23 protein-coding genes are annotated in these 19,519 nt (G+C 56.3%); 9 read left to right on the top strand and 14 right to left on the bottom strand.

Translation table 11 applies throughout. The annotated features are described in order from the left end of the window. Positions 1 to 54: 54 nt before the first annotated feature. On the top strand, positions 55 to 1,305 hold the full coding sequence (locus NI000_RS29080; RefSeq protein ID WP_253414847.1) for a Fe-Mn family superoxide dismutase: 1,251 nt from the start codon (positions 55 to 57) through the stop codon (positions 1,303 to 1,305). 121 nt (positions 1,306 to 1,426) lie between these two features. Here the strand turns inward: NI000_RS29080 and NI000_RS29075 are convergent, their stop codons facing one another. The 12 genes from NI000_RS29075 to NI000_RS29020 all read right to left on the bottom strand — a co-directional run bounded on the left by NI000_RS29075 (position 1,427) and on the right by NI000_RS29020 (position 12,003). Further along, a complete protein-coding gene (locus tag NI000_RS29075) occupies positions 1,427 to 1,855 on the bottom strand; it encodes a DUF5360 family protein (RefSeq protein WP_253414846.1) in 429 nt (142 codons plus the stop codon). Between the two features lie 26 nt (positions 1,856 to 1,881). Continuing rightward, a complete protein-coding gene (locus NI000_RS29070; RefSeq protein WP_253414845.1) occupies positions 1,882 to 2,265 on the bottom strand; it encodes a DMT family transporter in 384 nt (127 codons plus the stop codon). Between the two features lie 24 nt (positions 2,266 to 2,289). Further along, positions 2,290 to 2,865, bottom strand: a complete 576-nt coding sequence (locus tag NI000_RS29065; RefSeq protein ID WP_253414844.1) for a TetR/AcrR family transcriptional regulator — start codon at positions 2,863 to 2,865, stop codon at positions 2,290 to 2,292. 178 nt (positions 2,866 to 3,043) lie between these two features. Beyond that, positions 3,044 to 3,634, bottom strand: coding sequence for a GTP cyclohydrolase I FolE (folE, locus tag NI000_RS29060; protein WP_253414843.1), 591 nt, complete (start codon positions 3,632 to 3,634; stop codon positions 3,044 to 3,046). 78 nt (positions 3,635 to 3,712) lie between these two features. Next, complete coding sequence (locus NI000_RS29055) at positions 3,713 to 3,928, bottom strand: YneF family protein (RefSeq protein ID WP_010502086.1); 216 nt, start codon at positions 3,926 to 3,928, stop codon at positions 3,713 to 3,715. 82 nt (positions 3,929 to 4,010) lie between these two features. Then, positions 4,011 to 5,039 (bottom strand): HD-GYP domain-containing protein, encoded by a 1,029-nt coding sequence (locus NI000_RS29050; RefSeq protein WP_253414842.1) that lies wholly within the window; start codon positions 5,037 to 5,039, stop codon positions 4,011 to 4,013. Next, on the bottom strand, positions 5,036 to 5,569 hold the full coding sequence (locus NI000_RS29045) for a methylated-DNA--[protein]-cysteine S-methyltransferase (protein ID WP_253414841.1): 534 nt from the start codon (positions 5,567 to 5,569) through the stop codon (positions 5,036 to 5,038). The genes NI000_RS29050 and NI000_RS29045 overlap by 4 nt, the downstream gene beginning before the upstream one ends. After that, a complete protein-coding gene (gene queG / locus NI000_RS29040) occupies positions 5,550 to 6,800 on the bottom strand; it encodes a tRNA epoxyqueuosine(34) reductase QueG (RefSeq protein WP_253414840.1) in 1,251 nt (416 codons plus the stop codon). The genes NI000_RS29045 and queG overlap by 20 nt, the downstream gene beginning before the upstream one ends. Next, on the bottom strand, positions 6,800 to 7,396 hold the full coding sequence (gene lepB / locus NI000_RS29035) for a signal peptidase I (protein WP_253414839.1): 597 nt from the start codon (positions 7,394 to 7,396) through the stop codon (positions 6,800 to 6,802). The genes queG and lepB overlap by 1 nt, the downstream gene beginning before the upstream one ends. A gap of 3 nt (positions 7,397 to 7,399) precedes the next feature. Then, positions 7,400 to 7,951 carry a DUF402 domain-containing protein gene (locus NI000_RS29030; RefSeq protein ID WP_253414838.1) on the bottom strand — a complete coding sequence of 184 codons (552 nt, stop codon included), beginning with the start codon at positions 7,949 to 7,951 and terminating at the stop codon, positions 7,400 to 7,402. Positions 7,952 to 8,138: 187 nt separating this feature from the next. Continuing rightward, positions 8,139 to 8,576, bottom strand: coding sequence for a GNAT family N-acetyltransferase (locus tag NI000_RS29025; protein WP_253414837.1), 438 nt, complete (start codon positions 8,574 to 8,576; stop codon positions 8,139 to 8,141). 268 nt (positions 8,577 to 8,844) lie between these two features. After that, complete coding sequence (locus NI000_RS29020; RefSeq protein WP_253414835.1) at positions 8,845 to 12,003, bottom strand: S8 family serine peptidase; 3,159 nt, start codon at positions 12,001 to 12,003, stop codon at positions 8,845 to 8,847. A gap of 173 nt (positions 12,004 to 12,176) precedes the next feature. Between NI000_RS29020 and NI000_RS29015 the strand changes: the two genes are divergently transcribed. From NI000_RS29015 to NI000_RS28995, 5 genes are all read left to right on the top strand, one after another. Continuing rightward, on the top strand, positions 12,177 to 13,013 hold the full coding sequence (locus tag NI000_RS29015) for a hypothetical protein (protein WP_253414834.1): 837 nt from the start codon (positions 12,177 to 12,179) through the stop codon (positions 13,011 to 13,013). Positions 13,014 to 13,387: 374 nt separating this feature from the next. Further along, entirely contained in the window at positions 13,388 to 13,621 is a 234-nt protein-coding gene (locus NI000_RS29010) for a hypothetical protein (RefSeq protein ID WP_253414832.1), read from the top strand. 81 nt (positions 13,622 to 13,702) lie between these two features. Continuing rightward, entirely contained in the window at positions 13,703 to 14,317 is a 615-nt protein-coding gene (locus NI000_RS29005; protein WP_253414831.1) for a superoxide dismutase, read from the top strand. A gap of 228 nt (positions 14,318 to 14,545) precedes the next feature. Continuing rightward, positions 14,546 to 15,229: a Crp/Fnr family transcriptional regulator gene (locus NI000_RS29000; protein ID WP_054973825.1), complete on the top strand. Its 684-nt coding sequence runs from the start codon at positions 14,546 to 14,548 to the stop codon at positions 15,227 to 15,229. Positions 15,230 to 15,456: 227 nt separating this feature from the next. Continuing rightward, complete coding sequence (locus NI000_RS28995; protein WP_162238485.1) at positions 15,457 to 15,615, top strand: hypothetical protein; 159 nt, start codon at positions 15,457 to 15,459, stop codon at positions 15,613 to 15,615. Positions 15,616 to 15,664: 49 nt separating this feature from the next. Here the strand turns inward: NI000_RS28995 and mutY are convergent, their stop codons facing one another. Then, on the bottom strand, positions 15,665 to 16,798 hold the full coding sequence (mutY, locus tag NI000_RS28990) for an A/G-specific adenine glycosylase (RefSeq protein ID WP_253414830.1): 1,134 nt from the start codon (positions 16,796 to 16,798) through the stop codon (positions 15,665 to 15,667). A gap of 145 nt (positions 16,799 to 16,943) precedes the next feature. Here mutY and NI000_RS28985 point away from each other — a divergent pair, with 145 nt between their 5' ends. From NI000_RS28985 to NI000_RS28975, 3 genes are all read left to right on the top strand, one after another. Next, complete coding sequence (locus NI000_RS28985) at positions 16,944 to 17,798, top strand: helix-turn-helix domain-containing protein (protein WP_253414829.1); 855 nt, start codon at positions 16,944 to 16,946, stop codon at positions 17,796 to 17,798. A gap of 150 nt (positions 17,799 to 17,948) precedes the next feature. Further along, positions 17,949 to 18,539 carry a hypothetical protein gene (locus NI000_RS28980; protein ID WP_253414828.1) on the top strand — a complete coding sequence of 197 codons (591 nt, stop codon included), beginning with the start codon at positions 17,949 to 17,951 and terminating at the stop codon, positions 18,537 to 18,539. Then, a complete protein-coding gene (locus NI000_RS28975; RefSeq protein ID WP_253414827.1) occupies positions 18,536 to 18,913 on the top strand; it encodes a c-type cytochrome in 378 nt (125 codons plus the stop codon). The genes NI000_RS28980 and NI000_RS28975 overlap by 4 nt, the downstream gene beginning before the upstream one ends. 82 nt (positions 18,914 to 18,995) lie before the next feature. Here the strand turns inward: NI000_RS28975 and acpS are convergent, their stop codons facing one another. After that, the gene (gene acpS / locus NI000_RS28970) at positions 18,996 to 19,421 is read right to left on the bottom strand and encodes a holo-ACP synthase (RefSeq protein ID WP_253414866.1); all 426 of its coding nucleotides are present in this window, start codon (positions 19,419 to 19,421) and stop codon (positions 18,996 to 18,998) included. Between the last annotated feature and the right edge of the window lie 98 nt (positions 19,422 to 19,519).

Raw genomic sequence — 19,519 nt, 5'->3', positions numbered from 1 at the left:
TAGCCTCCGGCCGCGAAAGCCGGATCAAGCAGAACGACGGGGAGGTTTTTGCGTATGCTGTACGTTTACGGTTCCCTGATGCCGCTTAGGGTTCTGGAGGAAATTCGGTTCTGGAAGATGCAAGAGAGAGAACATACGGTCGTCATCCGCGAACTGGTGCCGAAGCTCGAACCGGAGTATGCCGCTCTGCTGCAGCAATGGGAAGGCGTGCTTGCGCAGACGGAAGCCGCCAGCCAGCAATGGATCGAAGCCGTGCTGCGGGCCAAGCCCCCGGTCAGTCCGTATATCGTCGACAAAGTTAACGAGCTCCTCTATGCGTCCATTGCCCAATCGAAGGAATTCATCCGGCATTTGTTTTTCATTCTGGAACGAAGCCGTCCGGTTCGGGCAAATCCGGTCGTCCAAACCGTGTTCTTGCACATCATACGCGAATCCGAATATTTCCTCGGCGTTCTGCACGCGGTCCAAAGTACGTCAGAAGAATACGAAGAGTTTCGCGCCGAGGATGCAGCCGATGCAGCCGATACGGCCACGGTGCACCGTGCTCCGGACGAGGAGCAAGCGCACATCCACTTATGGCGCAGCGAAAGCGAGCCGCCTCCCATCGACCTAAACCAGCTAACGGCGACGCAGGAAGGCACGTGGGCGGGAGAACGGCCTCAGGCCCCCTATTCGAGGCCCGTACCGATCGGAGGCCACAAGCTGCCGCCTCTGCCCTATGCCTACAATGCGCTGGAGCCGTATATCGATGCGGAAACGATGCGACTGCATCATGACAAGCACCACAAAAGCTATGTCGACGGGCTGAACAAAGCCGAGAACATGCTTGCGCGCGCAAGGGAAACGGGCGACTTTTCGCTGGTCAAGCATTGGGAAAGGGAAGCGGCGTTCAACGGAGCGGGACACTACCTCCATACGATTTTCTGGAATGTGATGAAGCCGGGCGGTGGCGGAAAAGCCACGGGGCCGATCGCGGCGGAGATTAAAAAGTCGTTCGGCTCTTACGAAGGGTTTCGCAAGCAATTCAGCGCAGCGGCGGAGAAAGTGGAAGGCGGCGGCTGGGCCATTCTGGTCTGGAGCCCGCGCAGCCACCGGCTGGAAATTTTGCAGGCGGAGAAGCATCAAAACTTGTCGCAATGGGACGTCATCCCGCTGCTCGTGCTGGATGTATGGGAGCACGCGTATTACCTCAAATACAAGAACGAACGGGCCAAATACATTGAAGCTTGGTGGAACACGGTGAATTGGGACCATGTGAACGAACGATTTGCGGCTGCCCGCCAATTGATGTGGCTGCCTTATTAAACATAACGAATCCCCGGCTGACAGAAATCCGGTCCGCATGCGAAGCCAAAGGCAACACACTGCGAACCGCGTCGGTCCGGGGATTACTGCATTCATGTAGGGGTATTCCTTGTCGAAGGGCTTATCCCAAGGCGGAAGTGGCGCGGTTCTGGTTGCCGGAACCCAGCATCGAAACGAGCCAGGGAATGAAGAACAGCGGATACAGCATCAAATAGACATTCGGGGTCCACCATGCCGGATCGAATTCGCCGCGAACGGCCCAGAACGAAATGGCCAGCAGTCCGGAGCTGAATGTTAAAACAAGCGAGATCAGCGACCAGCCGACCCACGCGCTCCGGCCTTTTCCATGCAGATACAGGCTATACAGACCGGTGAGCGAGATGAACAGGTCAATGGGCATAAACGACCAGTTCCATGCCACCAGAATCGGGTTGGTGTAGTCGTTATACAGCCATTCCGGAGGAATAAGCTTCAGGGCGGTAATTCCCCAATACAACAAAAATCCGATGTCTGTGATCCAAAATAACACTCTTAGCGCCTTAAGCCGCATTTTTATCCCCCTTTTCCTATGGCTATTTAATCCTGTGCCTGCTGCTTTGACGCAGGGGCGCTTTCCGATGGAGCACCGGCCGAGCTTCCGTGAGCCCCTCCGCCCAAGTTCAGTCCGATGACGCCGAGGATGATCAGAACGATAGAACCGGCTTTTAACAGCGACATGGATTCGTTAAAATACAAATACCCGATCACCGCAATGACCGCCGTTCCAAGACCCGACCATATCGCGTAGGCCACGCTCACGTCAATTTGCTTCAGCGAGAAATTGAGCGCGGTAAACGCCAGCAAGTAAAAGACGACCATGAGAATCGACGGGGTCAGCCGCGTAAAGCCTTGCGAAAATTTCATCGAAATCGTTCCGGCGATTTCGAGGGCAATCGCAGCCCCTAAATATAACCAATACATCTGCACATCATTCCTTTTATATTATTACTCCATTTCCTGACCCGGACCTTCCGGAATCAATCCTTGCACAAAAACGTCGGCCATCGTTCGGACCGCCCCCGCAAGCGTGCAGTCCGTATTCATTAAAAAATCCGCGTCAAACAAGGAGACGGACGCTCCCTTCATCAGTTGGATGATCGTCGGCACATGAACGGGCCGAAAGTGTCCGGCCGCAACGCCTTCCTCGATAATCGCCCTGACGGTTCCCCACTCTTCCTGAAGCAGCCTGTCGACTTTCAACCATTCGTCCGGAGCGAACCGCTTAAGGTCCGAGAGCAGCCGATGGTCCCCAAGCTGGAGCCCCTTGGGAAGAATCGTCAAAATCGCGCTCAGCTTCTTGGCGCAGGACAAGCCTTCGTCCCGGTAAATGCCTTGCTCGATTCGCTTTACTTCCGAAACCGCCTCATCGACGAGCGTGCCGACGATATGCTCTTTGGATTCGAAGTGCTCGTAAATCGTACGCTTGCTGGTGCCCAACTCGGCGGCCAAATCCGATATCGTAAATTTCAGCCCCTTCCGCTTCATCAGCTCCATGGCGGCTTGAAGCAAACGTTCGCGCACAGACGATCCCTCTTCCTTAAGTTAATCAATCATTCCAATTGGTACCCAATTATTTTTATCAGTACCAGCAATGGTAAAGTATACTTCTCTCACCACCGTTCGTCAATGGTTCGTCCCCCGCTCTTCTCTCGCCGAAAAAAGAAAAAGACGCAGGTTCCCCTGCATCTTCTTCGCTAATTCAGTCCTTGATAAGCGATAAAAACTCCGAGCGTGCGGGCGCATCCGTACGGAACAGTCCGCGAACGGCGGAGGTCACGGTTTTGCTGCCCGGCTTCTTGACGCCGCGTGCGCACATGCACAAATGCTCGCCCTCGACGACGACCATGCAGCCGTGCGGCTCAAGCTCCGACTCGATAATGTCGGCGATTTCCGACGTAATCCGCTCCTGCACTTGGAGGCGGCGGGTGACCGCTTCAACCAAACGGGCGAACTTGCTCAGCCCGGCAATTTTGCCGCTCGGAATGTATCCGATATGGATTTTGCCGAAGAACGGCGCCATATGATGCTCGCACTGGCTGTAGTAGACGATATCCTTCACAATGACGAGCTCCTCGTGCTTCTCGTCGAAGGCAACGCCTAATATATCCTTCACATCTGCGTCATAGCCTGCAAAAATTTCTTCATACATGCGGGTAACCCGCGCGGGTGTGTCAAGCAAACCTTCCCGGTCCGGATCTTCGCCGATCAGGTGCAAAATCTCCCGGATATGATATTCGACTTGTTCCCGATTATCGGCAACACGGCTGTTTTTGTATTCTTTGGCCGGCATGGGTTATCCTCCTCCTGAATTCGTCCGGAGTTTCCGTTCCAATATAGAAAGAAAAGCCCGCAACCAGGCTTTTCGGGCTTACGGACGAAACTTTTGTTTCTTCATCATGGTTTGCATTTTTTGCATCTGCTGCTTGTTCAAGTTGTACCCCATTTGCTTGGCCATCTGCTGCAGCATGTCCGGATTGCTCTGCATTTTTTCAATCTGCTTGCGCAAGTACTGCACGCCGATAAAAAATCCGGCCGCACCTCCGGCAATGAGGGCAATAACCGCGGTAATGACGTAACCCCACATAATCGTACCTTCACCTCAAACGATGGATGTCATTTCTTCATCATAGCATGTCAAAGCCTCGGTTACAAACACCATTTTTACGCTACATCAAGACACTCTCGATAAACACGGTCGTCTGTTTGGCCAAATCGACTTCCTTAACCTCCATGTCGTCTCCGCCGCCCTTGACCACACGGATGACGGGCCGGCCCGGCAGCCCCCGGTGCTGACCGACCACGACGCCGGTTTCCCGGGTGGACAGCTTGACCGACGTGCCTGTCGGATAAACCGACACCGTACGCAAAAACTGGATCACGATCTCCCGGTCCAGCTTCTCGCCCGCCAGCACCATCATGCGCTCGCACGCATCGTGCGGCAGCATCCGCCGGCCTTCGGACAAATCAAACAACAGGTTGTCATACGTGTCCGTCACGGCAACGATGCGCGCATACAGATGAATTTCGTCGCCCGGCAGCTGACGCGGCACGCCTTGTCCGTCCATCGTCTCGTGATGTTGAAAAGCGACGTGCGCAATCAGCAAGCTGAGCTCCCGCTTATGCTTCAATACTTCAAAGCCGCGCCACGTATGATGCTTTCTCGGATCGCCGCTTTCATCGTCCGTCACGAGCTCAAGCTTGCCGACATCGTGCAGCAGCGCGCCGATAGCCAGCTCCTTCAATTGCGTCGTCGACAGCCCCATGTTGATGCCGATTAGCGTCGACATCATACAAACGTTGATCGAATGCACATACATTTCGTTGTCGTGCGTCCGGATATCCGACAGCTGCACCAGCACTTCTTTGTTTCTCATAATTTCGTCCAGCAGCGTATCGATGCTTACCCCGATATGCTTCGTGTTGAAATCTTTCCCGGACCGGATCGAATCGAACGTCTCTCCCATCCGCTGCATCACGGCCCGCTTCGTCTCCTCCGAGACGAGGTCGGCCAGCTCGATATCGTCAAACTGCTGGTCTTTAATATAAATCATCGTCACGCCGATCCGCTTCAGCGTCGTGATCATAAATACGGTTAGCTGCACCCCTTCGGATAGCAGCACCGCCCCGTTCGCGGAAAAAATCGTCCGTCCCAAATATTGCCCGGACTCGACGTTCTCGATATGCACGTATCTCACGCTAGGGCCCCTTTCCCCGAAAAGCCTTCATGCTGAAGCAAAAACGTCTTTATATGCAGTCCGCCGCCGTAGCCGACCATCGCGCCGCTTGCGCCGATCACGCGGTGACAGGGCACGATAATCGGGATCGGATTACGGTTGTTCGCTCCCCCTACGGCGCGTACCGCTTTAGGCGAACCGATCCGCACCGCAACGTCTTTATACGACCAGACTTCGCCGAACGGGATATCGGTCAACGCCTTCCATACTTGAATTTGAAACGGCGTGCCGCGCAAATCCAGAGGCAGGTCGAACGTTCGTCTCGTACCAGCAAAATAAGCCTGCAGCTGCTCCACCGCCTCGGATAGCGTCCCGGGGTCCCTTATCCAGTCGCCCGTGCCGAACCGCTGCTCGGACCAAGCGCGAAGCTTCGATTCGACATCGGCGAACGCGCCGAATTCGATCTGACACAAGCCGCCTTGCGGCCCGGCATTCCAGCCGAGCGTCAATATGCCGATCGGTGAATCGATTTCATCGTATCGGATCGCCATCCTGCTCATCCCCCTGTCGCTCTCCCGTAAATTGCGCGCGCGCTTTGCCGATCTCCCGGCGGGCGGCCTCGTCCCGCTCCGTCTCCCAAGCGGCGTCCAGCGCCTCGCGCGCAGCCTCGCCTCCGATGCGGCCAAGCGCCCAGGCGGCCGTGCCGCGAATCTCGGGGCGCTCGTCCTTCCGCAGCAGCTCCGAGAGCTGCGGCACGCTGCTTGCGTCCCGGAAGTTGCCCAGCGCAAGAATCGCGTTGCGTTGGATAGGCTTGCGCCCGCGCCAAGCGGCGGCGCTGTGGCCGAACCGCTCTTTGAACTCGCGGTTCGACATGGAGAGCAGCGGCAGCAGCAGCGGCTTGACGATCTCGGGGTCCGGCTGCAGCTCCGGATGATGTCCGGCGTGAATGCCTTTATTTTTGGGACAGACGATCTGGCACGTATCGCAGCCGTACAGCCGGTTACCGATCTTGCGCTTCAGCTCGTCGTCCTCGATGAACCCTTTTGTCTGCGTGAGGAACGAAACGCAGCGCTGCGCGTTAAGCTGCCCGGGGCCGACGAGCGCTCCGGTCGGACAGGCATCGATGCAAAGCGTGCAATCGCCGCAGCTCTCGGTCACGGGCGTATCCGGCGGAAACGGCACGTTCGTGATCAGTTCGCCGAGGTAAACCCATGACCCCCATTCCGGGGTAATCACGGAGCAATTTTTGCCGACCCAGCCGATCCCGGCCCGCTCGGCCACCGCCCGGTCGACAAGCGCCCCGGTATCGACCAGACTTGCCGTGCGCGCTCCGGGAACCCGTTCGCGAATCCAGGCTTCCAGCCTTGCAAGCCGGTTGCGCAGCACATGATGGTAGTCCTGCCCCCAAGCGGAGCGGGACAAAATGCCCCGATACGCGCCCGGCTCGGACCGCGGCGCATTTCTCAGCTTCGACGGATACGCCACCGCGATCGAAATTATGGACCGGGGCTCCGCAAGCGTCAGGCCCGGGTCCACACGCTTCTCGATATCCGGCTCCTCGAAGCCGGATTCGAACCCTTTCTCGCGGTGCCGGATCAAAATATCCTTCAATTCAACGAACGGGTCGGCGCTCGCAAAGCCAATCTTATCAATGCCAAGCTGCTCCGCATCCGCTAGCAGCTGCTGCTTGAGCCGGCTCCAGTCCGCTGGCTGCAGCTCCTCCGCCGCCGCAAAACGTTCGCTCTGCTGCTCTGTTCCCGCCCTGCTGTCATCTTTTTCCATTACAGGCTCCTCCACTTTTGCGGCGGCCATACGATCCATTCCGCCCGTCCGATGACCCGGGTTACGGGAATGGCGCCGAAGGTGCGGCTATCGTAGCTGGCATACCGGTGTCGGTTGTCCCCCATGACGAACAGATGGCCTTCGGCAACCGTATAAGGCTCGAAGCGCCCGTCCTCGATACCGGAATCCGTGTACGCTTCCTGCACCTCGCTGCCGTTGACGTAAAGCTTGCCGCCCCGGATATGGACCTCGTCCCCAGCCACCGCTACCACCCGCTTCACCAAAAAAGGATGCATGGATTCGCTTCCCGGCGGCTCCTGAATGACCACGACGTCTCCGCGCTTGGGCGGCGTTCCGGCGTAACGGATCGTTTTATTAATAAACAGCCATTCGCCCTCTTCCAGCGTAGGCTGCATAGATTCCCCTTTGACTGTGGACAAATGAAACACGAATTGATGCATGAGCACGACCAAGGCCAACGCGAATGCGAACCACTTCATCCAGCCCAGCAGCTCTCGTAAAGGGTTGGAGCTCACCGGGCTTTCCGACGAGCTTTCGGTCCGTTCGCTTTCGTTGTTGCTCAGAGAAAAGCTCACATCCTAACCCTCCGCTCCGCGTTCTTTCCACTGCTCATAATAGGATAGGACCAGCTCGTCCCGAAACGGCGCTTTAGCGCTTTTCACGCGCCCCAGCAAATGCTGCAGGCCCTGCTCGACCTTGCTCTCCACAACGGTGGAATAATGATAGGCGAGCTTGTGCCGCTCATATTCTTCCCGATCGACGACATGCACATCGCCCGCCGGCATGCGAATCACGTCCAGATCGTAATCGATATAGGTAATGACACGTCCGTTCACATAAGGCGGGGAAGCGACGTTGCAATAGTACCGGACGCCGGTTTCCTCGATCAGCGCGACTACGTTAAACCACTGCCCCGGGATAAAAAAAGACACTCCGGGAATGCGGCTGACCCATTCTTTGCCGTCGGCCTCGACGATTTTCGTCTGGCTGTTAATCAGCACCAGCATGGACTCCGCCCGATGGGATTCATGCAGCAGACGTTCCGGCACCAACCAATTTTCAAGCCACATGCGATGCAAGTGCCCGTCGTGTTTAAAGCTTTTGATGACATGCGGGGTAAACGTCTTCATGTGGTCCAAACCCTTCTGCCTGCGGTTTTCAACTGACTGTCGTACTTCTTACTCTTGCTACTAGCATAAACTTATGTTGCACCGCTTTCAAGAGCCGTAATCTTCGAATAAACAAAAAAAGCATAGCCGGGAAACCGAGGGCTCCGGGTATGCTTGTGTGATTCGTTAAGCTTGATTCGGCTCGATATCAGCCGTTCACAATGCTGAGCCGCTGCGGAAACCGGGAAAAATCTTCCGCCTGATAGCCGGCTTTCTCGTATACGGGAATGACCACTTCGTTGTGCGCATCGATGGTAACCATAATGCGGCGCACTTTGCGTCCTACGAAACGCTGGCGAAGGGACTCGATCAAGGTCTGGCCGATTCCTCTGCGCTGATGATCCTGCCCTACGGCAATGCGATAGTAGTAGCCGTCCTGTTTATCGATCGTTCCGACGATGACCCCGACGATCGCACCTTCGTCTTCCGCGACAAGGACGAGCTCGCTATCCCAGGACAACTGTCTGGCGAAAGCCGACATCGTCTCCTCGTAACATTCCTCTGAAAGCACATTCCTGAAAAGCTCCGTGACTGAAACGTAATCGGACAATTTAAACGTACGAACCAGATACGAACTTACAAGCATGTTAAACTCTCCCCGCCACTCATATGGTAGATAATAAAATACGACAAATAACGCAATATTCCTGCTAATTTTCAAAAAAACGATAAAAAATCTTCATATTTTTTTCATTTCCTCTTGAAAGCGTTTAATTTTAAGCGTTTGCAAAAAGTTCGGGTCGTTTATTGTCTGTTCTTTGCAAATCGTGCAATCTCCGGTCAACGGCGAAAAAGCTCCCTTCCGGCATCCGCTGCCTTCGGGGAGCTTTTCCTGCGAGCTGCTCGCAGGAGCGTTATTTCTCCATCTGATCCAAGAGCCGGTGCAGAACCGTCACGGCCTGGGCCCGCGTCGCTTGTCTATTCGGCTCGAAGGAGCCGTCCGGGTTGCCTTCCAGCAAGCCCAGCCCGGCGGCCCGTCCTACCGAATCCTTGGCCCAGTCGCTGACGGCCTCACGGTCCGTGAATGCCGGTGCGTTCGGCGGCAATTGGGTCTCGGCCCCTCGGACATAACCGTACGCGTTCATCAGCATGAGAGCCATTTGCTCGCGGGTGACCGGCGCTTCCGGAGCGAATGCCGTGTCGCTGACCCCGCTCACGAGCTTGGCGGCCAGCGCTTGGGCCAACGCATCGCGATACCACGCATCGTGGGGCACGTCCTTGAACGGCAGCTCCTTGGCGCCTGGCGGCAGCTTGAGCGTCCGTGCGAGCAGTGCGGCGAACTGAGCCCGCGTCATGGTCGCCTCCGGTGCGAAGGCCGTCTCCGTCATGCCGTCGGCGATCTGCTTGGCCGCCATCCGTTCGATGGTCGTCTTTGCCCAGTGAGCTGCAATATCGTCAAACGTCCGGTTCCATTCCATGACGGCATAGGACGAGAAGTGGCTCAACCGGACTTGAATCGCCCCGTTCTCCGCCTTGCCGCCGACATATTCCCAGCGTCCGGCTTGAGCGTTGTAAACATAAATTCCCGTCTTGGCGGCATCGCCGATCTTGGCTGAGTCATACCGCAGCAGCACCGTCACATTCTTGTTGAACGCTTCGATCGTCCGATCGCCCGCCTGAAGCGTGAAATCGAATACGGGAGAAGCGAGTCCGGCATAGGCCGGTTTGCCGGGAGCCTCCTGCGACATGGTAACGGTTAGCTTAACCGGAGTCGCTGCGCTCTCTACGGCAAAAGCGTCCGGCGGAATGGTCAGCGACGCTTGATCGGAACGAACGACGAAGGCCGACCCGGCTTCTGCCGCTTTAAGCCATACCTCGCCCGGCAGTTCCACGATGATTTGCTTCACGGCACTGTCGGATCGGGCGCCGGCGTCGATCGTAACCGGGGCTCCTTTGGCAGCGGCAAGCTGTTCCAGCAGTTTCGCTTTGTCCGGCTTCACGCTCAGAACGGAGCCGGATTCGCTTTTGCCATCGCCGGAAGCTGCAGGGGCACCGCTCCAGCCGCCACCGCCGCCTCCTCCGGCGCAGCAGCCCGAGCTGCCCCCTCCACCTCCGCCGCCGGCAGGAGCCGGCTGGATGATATAAGCGTACTCGGCGGTCTCGCTCCAGACGCCGTTTTTCATCGCAGCGGCATAAAACGTTGTATTGGAGCTGATGGTTAAAGGCCCCTCCAATTCGATGGAATTCAATCCATCATACGTTATATAGATTGCGGCTCCGGGTGTCGCCGTAGATAACGTTACGGTTTGGGGACCGGTGTAAGTTCCCGAACCGATCGAAGCTTTCGGCCGATCCGGAAGCTTGGAAAACCTTGCAGCGCCGGATTCGATGAATTCATTGCCACTACCGGGCGCATCGTTGGCCTGGATCGTAATATCGTAAACGTCGTCGGTCACGGAAAGCTCGACCGGGCCGCTCCATTCCCCGTTGACCAAAGAAACGGTTTTGTTCTGTTTGTAACGATCCTCGTGATTCACCATCACCGTAATTTCGGAGGACAGGTTCCGAAGCAGGGTCCCTTTATCATCCAATGCCTTTACCGTCACGTTGGCTTGCCGCCCGTCCGGCTCCGGCACTGCCGTCATACGGAGACGCGGCATTGTAAAAGCCCGTTTGCCGTTCATTAGCCCTCCGCCGTAATAATCTTGATACTTCGGAGAGTAATATGTCCCCAAATAATATCCCGCGATCGGTGGTACACCCAGCTTTTGGCTGCTGTCAAGCAAGATATGGTGCACGTCCTGCGAGCTCAAATTTTTATTTTGTGCTTTAAGCAAGGCGGCCAGTCCCGCAACCATCGGGGACGAATAAGAGGTCCCGGCACCGCTGGCATAGCCCCCGGACAGCGCCGTCGAGTAAACGCCGGTTCCCTGCGCAACCGTTGTTATTTTTCCAATGTTGGAAAAATCGGAAATCGTCAACGCATTGTTCGCTAAGCGACTAACCGAGCCAACGGAAACGACACCCTCGTAGCGCGCCGGATAGACGGTCCAGGCAAACCTCCTGTAGGAGTTGTCCTCACGGGTCGGAAAATCCACAGGCTCGCCGAAAAGCCAATGGTTGCTCTCGTTGCCGGCCGCTGCGACAATAACCACATTCCGGGCCAGGGCGTAATCGACGGCTTCTTTCAGCATTTGGCTGTTTTGCGGCATCCCCAGGCTGATGTTGATCACGTCTACCTTGTTGTCTGCCGCCCATCGGATGCCTTGGGCTACGGCGCTGCTCGGAATGTAATCTTTATTGTTAGCGTCTTTCTTCCCTACTTTCACCGGAACGATCCGTGCGCCGCCGGCCGCTCCGGCTATGCCGATGCCGTTATTGGTTACGGCTGCGGCGATCCCGGCGACCATCGTACCGTGTCCCGAATCGTCGACAGGAGGCTGGCCTTCATCAAGCGCATTATATCCCGCTTCCAAGCTCCCGGCGAGATCCGAATGATTCGGATTCACTCCCGAATCGACGATCGCGATACGGATCGAAAACCTGTCCTGCACGCGCTCCCAGGCATAGGTCATCTCGGTTACGCTGAGACCCCACTGGCTCCCGTTCGCATAATAAGGGTCATTCGGTTGATAGATGGTGGAGGTCACGGTCGGCGAACCGCCCCCGCCTGCAACCTGATCGGGCACCTCCGTCACCGCCGGATCGGCGTATTGCAGCAAATATTCGGGCTCGGCTGCCGCCACGGCAGGGTCTTGTTTATAGCGTTCGACAGCGGAAAGCACGTTCTCTCCCGGCGCCAGCGGCATTTCGACGAACGAATCCGAATCCCCGGCCGCAAGCAGTCCGGCAGAGCCCTCGCTCCGGGCTTGCTCCTTGTATTTCACCCACACTTTTCCGGAATCTACGTTTGCCGGCTGAGTTACAAGGGACGACGGCATCGAAAATGGCGGAAACGAGGACCGTGCATCCAAATTTCCCTCCGCTGCCTGTACTTTTCCCGAACTCCAAGCCAAAAAAGGCGACAGCATTATTGCCGTCGCTAACGTTACGTGAAGCCATCGCTTCTTCATCCGCATTTGCTCCCCCTAGCAATCTCCCTGTTGACAACTCTACTAAAACTTACCACTCTAGTATATGACGAAAAAAATAGTTTCGGCAACGAAAGATTGCGAATTTTGCCGAAACATTAGATGTAACCGTTTCGTATTAATTGGTAATTTCCTTAGAATGGGAGCGAATCAAGATGAACAAGCATGAGCCCTCTAATCCGAACGCTTCATCGGCAGCGGGAAATAAGAAGCTGATCAGCCTGTTTGTAGCGGCTGCCTTGGCTGCAAGCGCCGGGTGCTCCTCGCCTCCGCCTGCGAAAGCCCCGCTGCAGACGCCCCCGCCTCAAGGCGGGATCAATCCGCCCCCTGCCGCGACCAGCCCGGGTGCTGCGGCCGGCGCCGGAGCTGCCGCCGGCATCGGAGCCGCAGCCGGTGCGGCAGCTGGTGCGGCAGCAGCTCCGGCAGCAGACTACTGCCGGGACGACAACAACGACGATGAATGCGACGACGGTAGCGGACGCATCAACCGTTCGGGCAGCAGCGCCTATTTCTACGGCGGCAACACTTACTATCGCCGATCCGTCACAGGATCGAACGGAGTGGTTGCTTCCCCGCCAACCGTCACGAAGCCGGGCGGCAATGCCGTCCAGCCGCAAGGAAACGGCAATACGCCAGCCGCCCCGTCCAAGAGCACGCCGGAACCGGCGAATACGCCTGCGCCTACAACCAGCGGACGAACAGGCAGCTTCAACACGAAGGACTCCGTTTCGTCCGGTTCAAGCACTGGCGTGAAGAGCGGCAGCAGCTCGGGAACGACTAGCGGCGACTCATCCGCCTCTTCTGCGGGTACGCCAGGCAAATCCGTATCCGGCTCGTCGGCATCTACCGGTTCGTCCGGGTCTTCGACAAGCAGCAGCTCGAAAGGAAGCTCCGGCTCGTCAAGCTCATTCAGTTCGTCCAGCGGCATCTCTTCAGGAAGCTCCGGCGGGCACGGCGGGATCGGGAGCTCCAGCTCCAGCAGTGGGGGTTAAGCTCGGGAGGCGGAACTGCCTCCTCTTAGGCTGTTGAGAAAATGGTCATTATAAAAATAGAAAAACATACGGAGGTGGGGTATCCACTGGAGAAGCGATAGCGGCCGCCTTTGTCTTCGGGAAATATCCGCTAGTCAAGCGGTTTCAATCAAATTTCCCGATGACAAGAGCGGTCGGAAGTGGATACCCCCCTCGTACACCTCTAATACCTTAATGACCACTTTCTCAACAATCTCGGGAGGCAAAACTGCCTCCTCTTTTTTTTGCATAAAAGTCCGAACGGCGTGAAACGATAATCCGGTAATCTTTGGCTTTGCACAGACGGATGCAATATCATGCGGCAATCGTTCGGATTGCATTGGAGGAGGAAGACGATGACAAACGAGGCGACGAAGTCCGGTATTATGCGCCGGATTGACGAACTGAACGATGTGCAGATGACGAAATGGACGTCGGAGGAGCTTCATTACCATCAACGGGTCATGAGCGACCTGTCCCCTTGGCTGAACGCTCAAGGCACCGCCATGCTCGGGCAGATCATCCATGAGATCGAACACCGCGGCGGAGAACGGTTCCGTGGGGAGGATGCCCCGGCCACGAATACTTAATAAACATAAGTGTTGATTTTATATAGAAAATAGGCGATAATAAATCTTGGAAATCTCATATCCTCAGGAGGTAGATAGAAGATGGCACACCAATTACCGGCACTTCCTTATGCGAACAATGCGCTTGAGCCTCACATCGACGAAATGACCATGATGATCCACCACGATCGTCACCACAACACATACGTTACGAACCTGAACGCTGCGCTTGAAGGCCATGCCGATCTTCAATCCAAAAGCGTGGAAGACCTGATCGCCGATCTGAACAGCGTACCGGAGAGCATCCGTACCGCAGTCCGCAACAACGGCGGCGGCCATGCGAACCACTCCTTGTTCTGGGAAACGATCGGCCCGAACGGCGGCGGCGCTCCGAGCGGCAAGCTGGCTGACGCGATCAACAGCGAACTGGGCGGCTTCGACAAGTTCAAAGAAGATTTCGCTAAAGCGGCAACGACCCGTTTCGGCTCCGGCTGGGCTTTCCTCGCTGTGACCAAAGACGGCAAATTGAAAGTGTACAGCCTGCCGAACCAAGATAGCCCGATCATGGAAGGCGAAACGCCGCTCCTCGGTCTGGACGTATGGGAGCATGCGTACTACTTGAAATATCAAAACAAACGCCCTGACTACATTGCAGCATTCTGGAACGTTGTCAACTGGAACGAAGTCGGCAAACGTTACGAAGCGGCTGTGAAATAATTGGCTTTGCCCGCAAAGGACTGCGGAGGTTCTCCTCCATGCAGTCCTTTTTCTATCCTCGGCATGTATCGCCCGAACCACGTCCTCTAAGACTGCCCGATAGGTATATCGAAGGCCCCTTTCCCCCGAAGCCGGAACGTAGTATGATAGACAAATAGGCGAATTTTGGAGAAAACGGAAACCGTGACCGAAAAACGCAACATATTTGATCGGGAAAGAGTGAGACTCATGAGCAAACTGATCACTCTCCTGCATGATGTGCCGCTGTTCCAAGATTTGTCGGTGGCCGAGTTGGAGACGATCGTTCCTCTGTTCGTGGAACGGAAATTCAAAAAAGGAACCATTTTGTTTTTCGAAGGAGACGTCGGTGAGGAATTTTATTTGATTCATTCCGGTGTCGTCAAAATTTACCGAATCGACAATTCCAAGGAAATTATTCTTTCGTTGTTCCGGGAAGGCGACTTTTTCGGGGAGATGTCGTTGGTTCAAAAAGGGCTCAAGCGCTCGGCGACGGCGGAAACGCTGGAGGCCTGCTCACTGTATACGCTGATGCGTTCGGATTTTCAGCAGTTTATGGAGCGAAGCCCCAGGCTGTGCCTGAAGCTGATGGAAGTGACCATGGAACGGCTGCGCAAAGCGAACGAGAAAATATACGACCTTACGTTCCTCGACGTCCGGACCCGCACGATCAAAACGATTTGCCGGTTGGCGGAAGAATACGGCCAGCCGAAAGCCGGCGGCATGTTTATCGATATGAAGCTGACGCATCAGCAATTGGCCAACATGGTCGGTACGGTGCGCGAATCGGTGACGAAGGTGCTTCAGGAGCTGCAGGAAGACGAGCACATCGCGATCGACAAAAAGCATATTCTGATCAAAGACATCCAAGCGATGAAAAAACAGATTTACTAGATCATCGCAAGAAACGCCAGCCCGGGATGAAGGGAAGACCTTCGTTTCCAGGTTGGCGTTTTTCATTGTGTCCAGGCTGTCTATGTCATTTTTTACATTGCCATTTATCTTTCACATTTGGAAAAGAAAAGCGTGATTTACATCACTTACGTATCTGGCCGTGTTTCCTATAATTCAGCTATAAGGACATCGTGGAACAAAAAAATGTGAAAAGGGGTTATGAGCGTATGGCAAACCTGAAAACAAATGAACCGAAGCAGCGGAATAGCGGTCTTCTGCTAGTGGCAATTCTCTTTTTTGTGATCCTTTGCTCGCCGCTGTTCTATTTCATGTATCACCTGATGATGGGCAACGAAGCGATGTTTATCTACAATCCCTATAAATAACAGCAGACTAGGCACTCTCCTGAACATCTCAAGGGAGTGCTTTTTGTTATTACCGGCCAAAATACGCGTTCAGGATGCGCAAAAAGACGTTTGGGAACGCGTACTGCTCCATCTCCTCGCGGTTTACCCAGCGATAATTCGACGGCAGCGGCACGGGCAGCAGCAGCGCGGAAGATTCCTCCAGGCGGCCAGAGTACACGTCCATCTCCCAGCGGATGTGGCTGAACGTATGCTCCGCCTGCAAGAGCCAGCCGACCGGACCGAGCCCGAGGCCGTCCCCGGCCAGATGCGCCGCCAGCGCGGCATGGGCCGCGGCGGGGTCTCCGCCTTCGCCGCGCGCCTCCGCGGCTGCGGGCGCTGTGGGAATCGCCGCATGCGGCAGTTCCCACAGGCGCGCCAGCAGCCCTTCGGCCGGCCGCTGGCGGATCAGTACCCGGCCGGCGTGCTCCGCCGCGCCTTCGATCACTACGGCGTAACGCCGCTCCGGCCGCGGCGGCTTCGCCTTGGTCTTCACCGGCAGCGATTCCTCCATGCCGGCCGCCCGTCCCGCGCAATGCGCCATGACCGGACAGGTCAGGCAGCTCGGCGACTTGGGCGTACAGACGAGCGCGCCGAGTTCCATCAATGCTTGGTTGAAATCGCCGGCCGCCCCTTCCGGAATCAGCTCCTGCGCGAGCTTCTCCATGCTGACGCGGGTGCTCCCCTTCATGATATCGTCTTCGATCAAAAAATATCTCGACAGCACGCGCATTACGTTGCCGTCTACCGCAGGCTCGGGCTTGTTGTAGGCGATGCTCAGAATCGCCCCGGTCGTGTAAGGGCCGACGCCCTTCAGCGAGGACACCTCCTCCTTCGTGTCCGGCACTACTCCGCCGTAACGCTCCCGCACCTCGCGGACGGCGCTTTGCAGATTGCGGGCGCGCGAATAATAGCCCAGCCCCTCCCAAGCCTTCAGCACTTCGTCCTCAGGCGCCTCGGCCAGCGCTTCAACGGTAGGAAATTTATCCATAAACCGGTTAAAATAAGGAATGACGGTGTCGACCCGGGTCTGCTGCAGCATGATTTCGGATACCCAAATATGATACGGATTCCGGCTGCGCCGCCAAGGCAGATCGCGCTTGTGCCGCCGGTACCAGGATAACAGCTCGGTGGAGAAATACTGCTTTTGCTCTGAACTGGACATAAGATCTCCTTCTCTTTGCACACGTTTTCGGGATATAATGGGAATCAATACCCCCGAATAAACGGCTGTACGGCTTTTTTTGCAAGGACAAATACGACGTTTACCAAGGTTGAAGCGAAGCTTAAGAAGGAAAGGACGGACGCCGATGCTGACTCCCGGAGAGCTGGCCTCGCACCTGAACAAGCTGGTCATCTCGATTCTGCTCGTCGGTCATCAGAAATGCGAGCCCGACTGGCGCCAGAAGCCGCGGACGATCAAGTACCACTCCGTATGGCTGGTCATCAAGGGCAAGGGCACCTTTACGATAGGCGGCACGCATTATCCTGCCGAGCCCGGCAAGCTGTTCTGCTTTGCCCCCGGCATGATTGTCGAACGCACGACCGATCCCGAGCAGCCGCTCGAATACTATTTTCTACGTTTTCATTATACGGAAGTTTACGAGGAGAAGGAACAGTGGATTTCCCGCAGTGCCGCCGAAGCGCGGTTCCCGTTGGAGGGGATGTACACGGTCACCAATACGCCGCAGCTCATTTATTTGATGGAACAGCTCCATATGCTGTGGAAGCGCCGGGGACACATGACCGCGATGCGGCGCAAAATCGTGCTGCAGGAGTTTTTTCTGACATTGGTCACCGATTTCCGCGCGCAGAAAATCGCCGGCGATACGACGGCGGCGATCGAGCTGACGCAGGATTACATGGTCGGGCATTACCGGGAGCCCCTTACGCTCGAAGGGCTGGCGCAAATGGCCGGGCTCAGCGTGAGCCACTACTCCCGCCTGTTCAAAAAATACATCGGCTACAGCCCGATTGATTACCTTACGCATTTGCGCGTAGACCGGGCCAAGGAACTGCTGGTGCTGTCGGATTACCGGTTGAAATCGATTGCCGGCAGCGTCGGATACGCGGACGAGTTTTATTTCAGCCGCATTTTCAAAAAAGTGACCGGCTTCTCCCCCCGCGAATATGCCAAAAAACACCGGTTCACACCGGCAAAATAATACCCGCGGAACGCTATGGACGCACGGTGTCCGCCAAGTCGGCGCCAGGTTTGACTTTCGCCCCCCGAAAGGTGTACGCTACCTGTAAATGCCGCCGAAGGTTCGGAAAACCGGCGGTTTTGCAACGTTCGGCAAAGCGAGGCGATATCGATGAAACAAGCGAATGCGGCAGGAAGCCCCATCGGCGGAATCCGGACGGACAAGCTGTCTGCCGAGACGCAGGCTTGGAGGGCGGCGGCCCCTTATTCGGCTTATTTATACATTTGGGGAATGGCTTGGATGGCTTCGGCCATCGTGACGTTTGTCGGGCAATGGCGGGATTGGGAGCTGCTGCAGCCTGTCCTGTTCTTGGTTGCGCTCCTATTTACGGCGGCGGTCTTTCTCCGCCAGCGGCGCACGTCTTCCGAACGCCCGGCGCAGAGCGGGTTCCTGGGCGCGCTTCTCGTTGCAGCGGCAGCCGTCGCGGTCGTTTGGCTGCTCACGAGCGGTCCTATAGGAATCGATCCGTTCTATTGGCCGGTGCTGAAGGGGCTTGCGCTTACAGTCGCCTATCTTGCCCTCTTTCCGCGGTTGGGCTGGGTGCTCGGGGCGTTCGGGGCGTGGATGCTTGCGCTGACGATTACGGTAGTATGGATGTATCTCGGCTATGCGCCTGTATTGATCGGGGGCTTCGGCGGCCTCAGTATGGTTACGCTCGGCGCGATGATTCGTATGCGAGACAAGGAGATGAGTGCAGAATGAAACGATGGAAGCAATGGACAGCCACTGTAGCGGCTTTGACGGTTTTGGCGACGGTAACGGCATGCACGGCGAATAGCCCCGACCCGTTCGGCGGCGGCAAGAAGGAAAGCGGCCTCACGGCGGAACAGGCGATGGCCGGCGCTTCCGAGCAGGTGCAGACGGTCTACAAGCAGAACTGTCTCTCCTGTCATGCAAGCAATCTGGAAGGCCGCATGGGACCGAAAACCAACCTGCAGCAGGTTGGCGGACGGATGACCAAAGAACAGATCGTGAAGCAGATCGAACAAGGCGGAGGCGGCATGCCTGGCTTTCAAGGAAAGCTGAAGCCGGAGGAAACGGCGGCGCTGGCCGAATGGCTGGCAAGCAAAAAATAAGTCGCTTCCTGTCCCTGCCACTCCAAATGCACAGATAAGGAAAGCAGTCCGCTCCTGTGTAAGTTGTCAGTTACGTCATCAGCTATTGGTTCGTTTCGGTTCGCTCCGCCACGGCATAGGCCATCGCCAGCGTTTCGCTATGCGTAATGCTCAGATGAATGCGAAGCGTGTCTGCCGTTACGGACTGGAAGGCCGGCATCCAGGCGGCTAACCGTTCCCAAGCCGCCTCCGACAACCGGCATACCGGCTTGCCCTTCCCGTCCGGCAGCACTTCCATGTCCTGAAATCCTACTTCTTTTCCGATTCCGCAGCCGAGCGCCTTTACGACCGCCTCCTTGGCAGCGAAACGCCCGGCCGCGAACTCGGCCAGCCTCCCGCCTCTTACAGCCGCCAGTTCCCGCTCTGCGGGCGACAATACCCGTTCCAGGAAACGCTTGCCGGACGGCTGCTCCAGAATCTTGCGCATCCGCGCAATTTCGAGCACATCGGTACCGATGCCGATAATCATAGCCATTATTCCTCTCTTCGTCCTCTATACGCGTATATCTGCAGCTGTCAGTCGTACTCCGTTTGGCTTTATCGTATCCGATCGGAAGGACAAGTTCA

Source organism: Paenibacillus tyrphae (assembly GCF_024158745.1).
In the GTDB taxonomy this organism is placed as follows: domain Bacteria; phylum Bacillota; class Bacilli; order Paenibacillales; family NBRC-103111; genus Paenibacillus_G; species Paenibacillus_G tyrfis_A.
This window is presented reverse-complemented; position numbering and strand designations above follow the sequence as displayed.

What these genes read in the sequence shown, in the direction of transcription:
- NI000_RS28985 (WP_253414829.1), top strand. Translation starts at nt 16,944, where the DNA reads ATGCTGACTCCCGGAGAGCTGGCCTCGCACCTGAACAAGCTGGTCATC.
- NI000_RS29000 (WP_054973825.1), top strand. Translation starts at nt 14,546, where the DNA reads ATGAGCAAACTGATCACTCTCCTGCATGATGTGCCGCTGTTCCAAGAT.
- NI000_RS29075 (WP_253414846.1), bottom strand. Translation starts at nt 1,855, where the DNA reads ATGCGGCTTAAGGCGCTAAGAGTGTTATTTTGGATCACAGACATCGGA.
- NI000_RS29025 (WP_253414837.1), bottom strand. Translation starts at nt 8,576, where the DNA reads ATGCTTGTAAGTTCGTATCTGGTTCGTACGTTTAAATTGTCCGATTAC.
- NI000_RS29070 (WP_253414845.1), bottom strand. Translation starts at nt 2,265, where the DNA reads ATGTATTGGTTATATTTAGGGGCTGCGATTGCCCTCGAAATCGCCGGA.
- folE (WP_253414843.1), bottom strand. Translation starts at nt 3,634, where the DNA reads ATGCCGGCCAAAGAATACAAAAACAGCCGTGTTGCCGATAATCGGGAA.
- NI000_RS29045 (WP_253414841.1), bottom strand. Translation starts at nt 5,569, where the DNA reads ATGGCGATCCGATACGATGAAATCGATTCACCGATCGGCATATTGACG.
- mutY (WP_253414830.1), bottom strand. Translation starts at nt 16,798, where the DNA reads ATGTCCAGTTCAGAGCAAAAGCAGTATTTCTCCACCGAGCTGTTATCC.
- NI000_RS29010 (WP_253414832.1), top strand. Translation starts at nt 13,388, where the DNA reads ATGACAAACGAGGCGACGAAGTCCGGTATTATGCGCCGGATTGACGAA.
- NI000_RS28995 (WP_162238485.1), top strand. Translation starts at nt 15,457, where the DNA reads ATGGCAAACCTGAAAACAAATGAACCGAAGCAGCGGAATAGCGGTCTT.
- NI000_RS28980 (WP_253414828.1), top strand. Translation starts at nt 17,949, where the DNA reads ATGAAACAAGCGAATGCGGCAGGAAGCCCCATCGGCGGAATCCGGACG.
- NI000_RS29030 (WP_253414838.1), bottom strand. Translation starts at nt 7,951, where the DNA reads ATGAAGACGTTTACCCCGCATGTCATCAAAAGCTTTAAACACGACGGG.
- NI000_RS29080 (WP_253414847.1), top strand. Translation starts at nt 55, where the DNA reads ATGCTGTACGTTTACGGTTCCCTGATGCCGCTTAGGGTTCTGGAGGAA.
- NI000_RS29055 (WP_010502086.1), bottom strand. Translation starts at nt 3,928, where the DNA reads ATGTGGGGTTACGTCATTACCGCGGTTATTGCCCTCATTGCCGGAGGT.
- NI000_RS29015 (WP_253414834.1), top strand. Translation starts at nt 12,177, where the DNA reads ATGAACAAGCATGAGCCCTCTAATCCGAACGCTTCATCGGCAGCGGGA.
- NI000_RS29020 (WP_253414835.1), bottom strand. Translation starts at nt 12,003, where the DNA reads ATGAAGAAGCGATGGCTTCACGTAACGTTAGCGACGGCAATAATGCTG.
- NI000_RS28975 (WP_253414827.1), top strand. Translation starts at nt 18,536, where the DNA reads ATGAAACGATGGAAGCAATGGACAGCCACTGTAGCGGCTTTGACGGTT.
- acpS (WP_253414866.1), bottom strand. Translation starts at nt 19,421, where the DNA reads ATGATTATCGGCATCGGTACCGATGTGCTCGAAATTGCGCGGATGCGC.
- queG (WP_253414840.1), bottom strand. Translation starts at nt 6,800, where the DNA reads ATGGAAAAAGATGACAGCAGGGCGGGAACAGAGCAGCAGAGCGAACGT.
- NI000_RS29005 (WP_253414831.1), top strand. Translation starts at nt 13,703, where the DNA reads ATGGCACACCAATTACCGGCACTTCCTTATGCGAACAATGCGCTTGAG.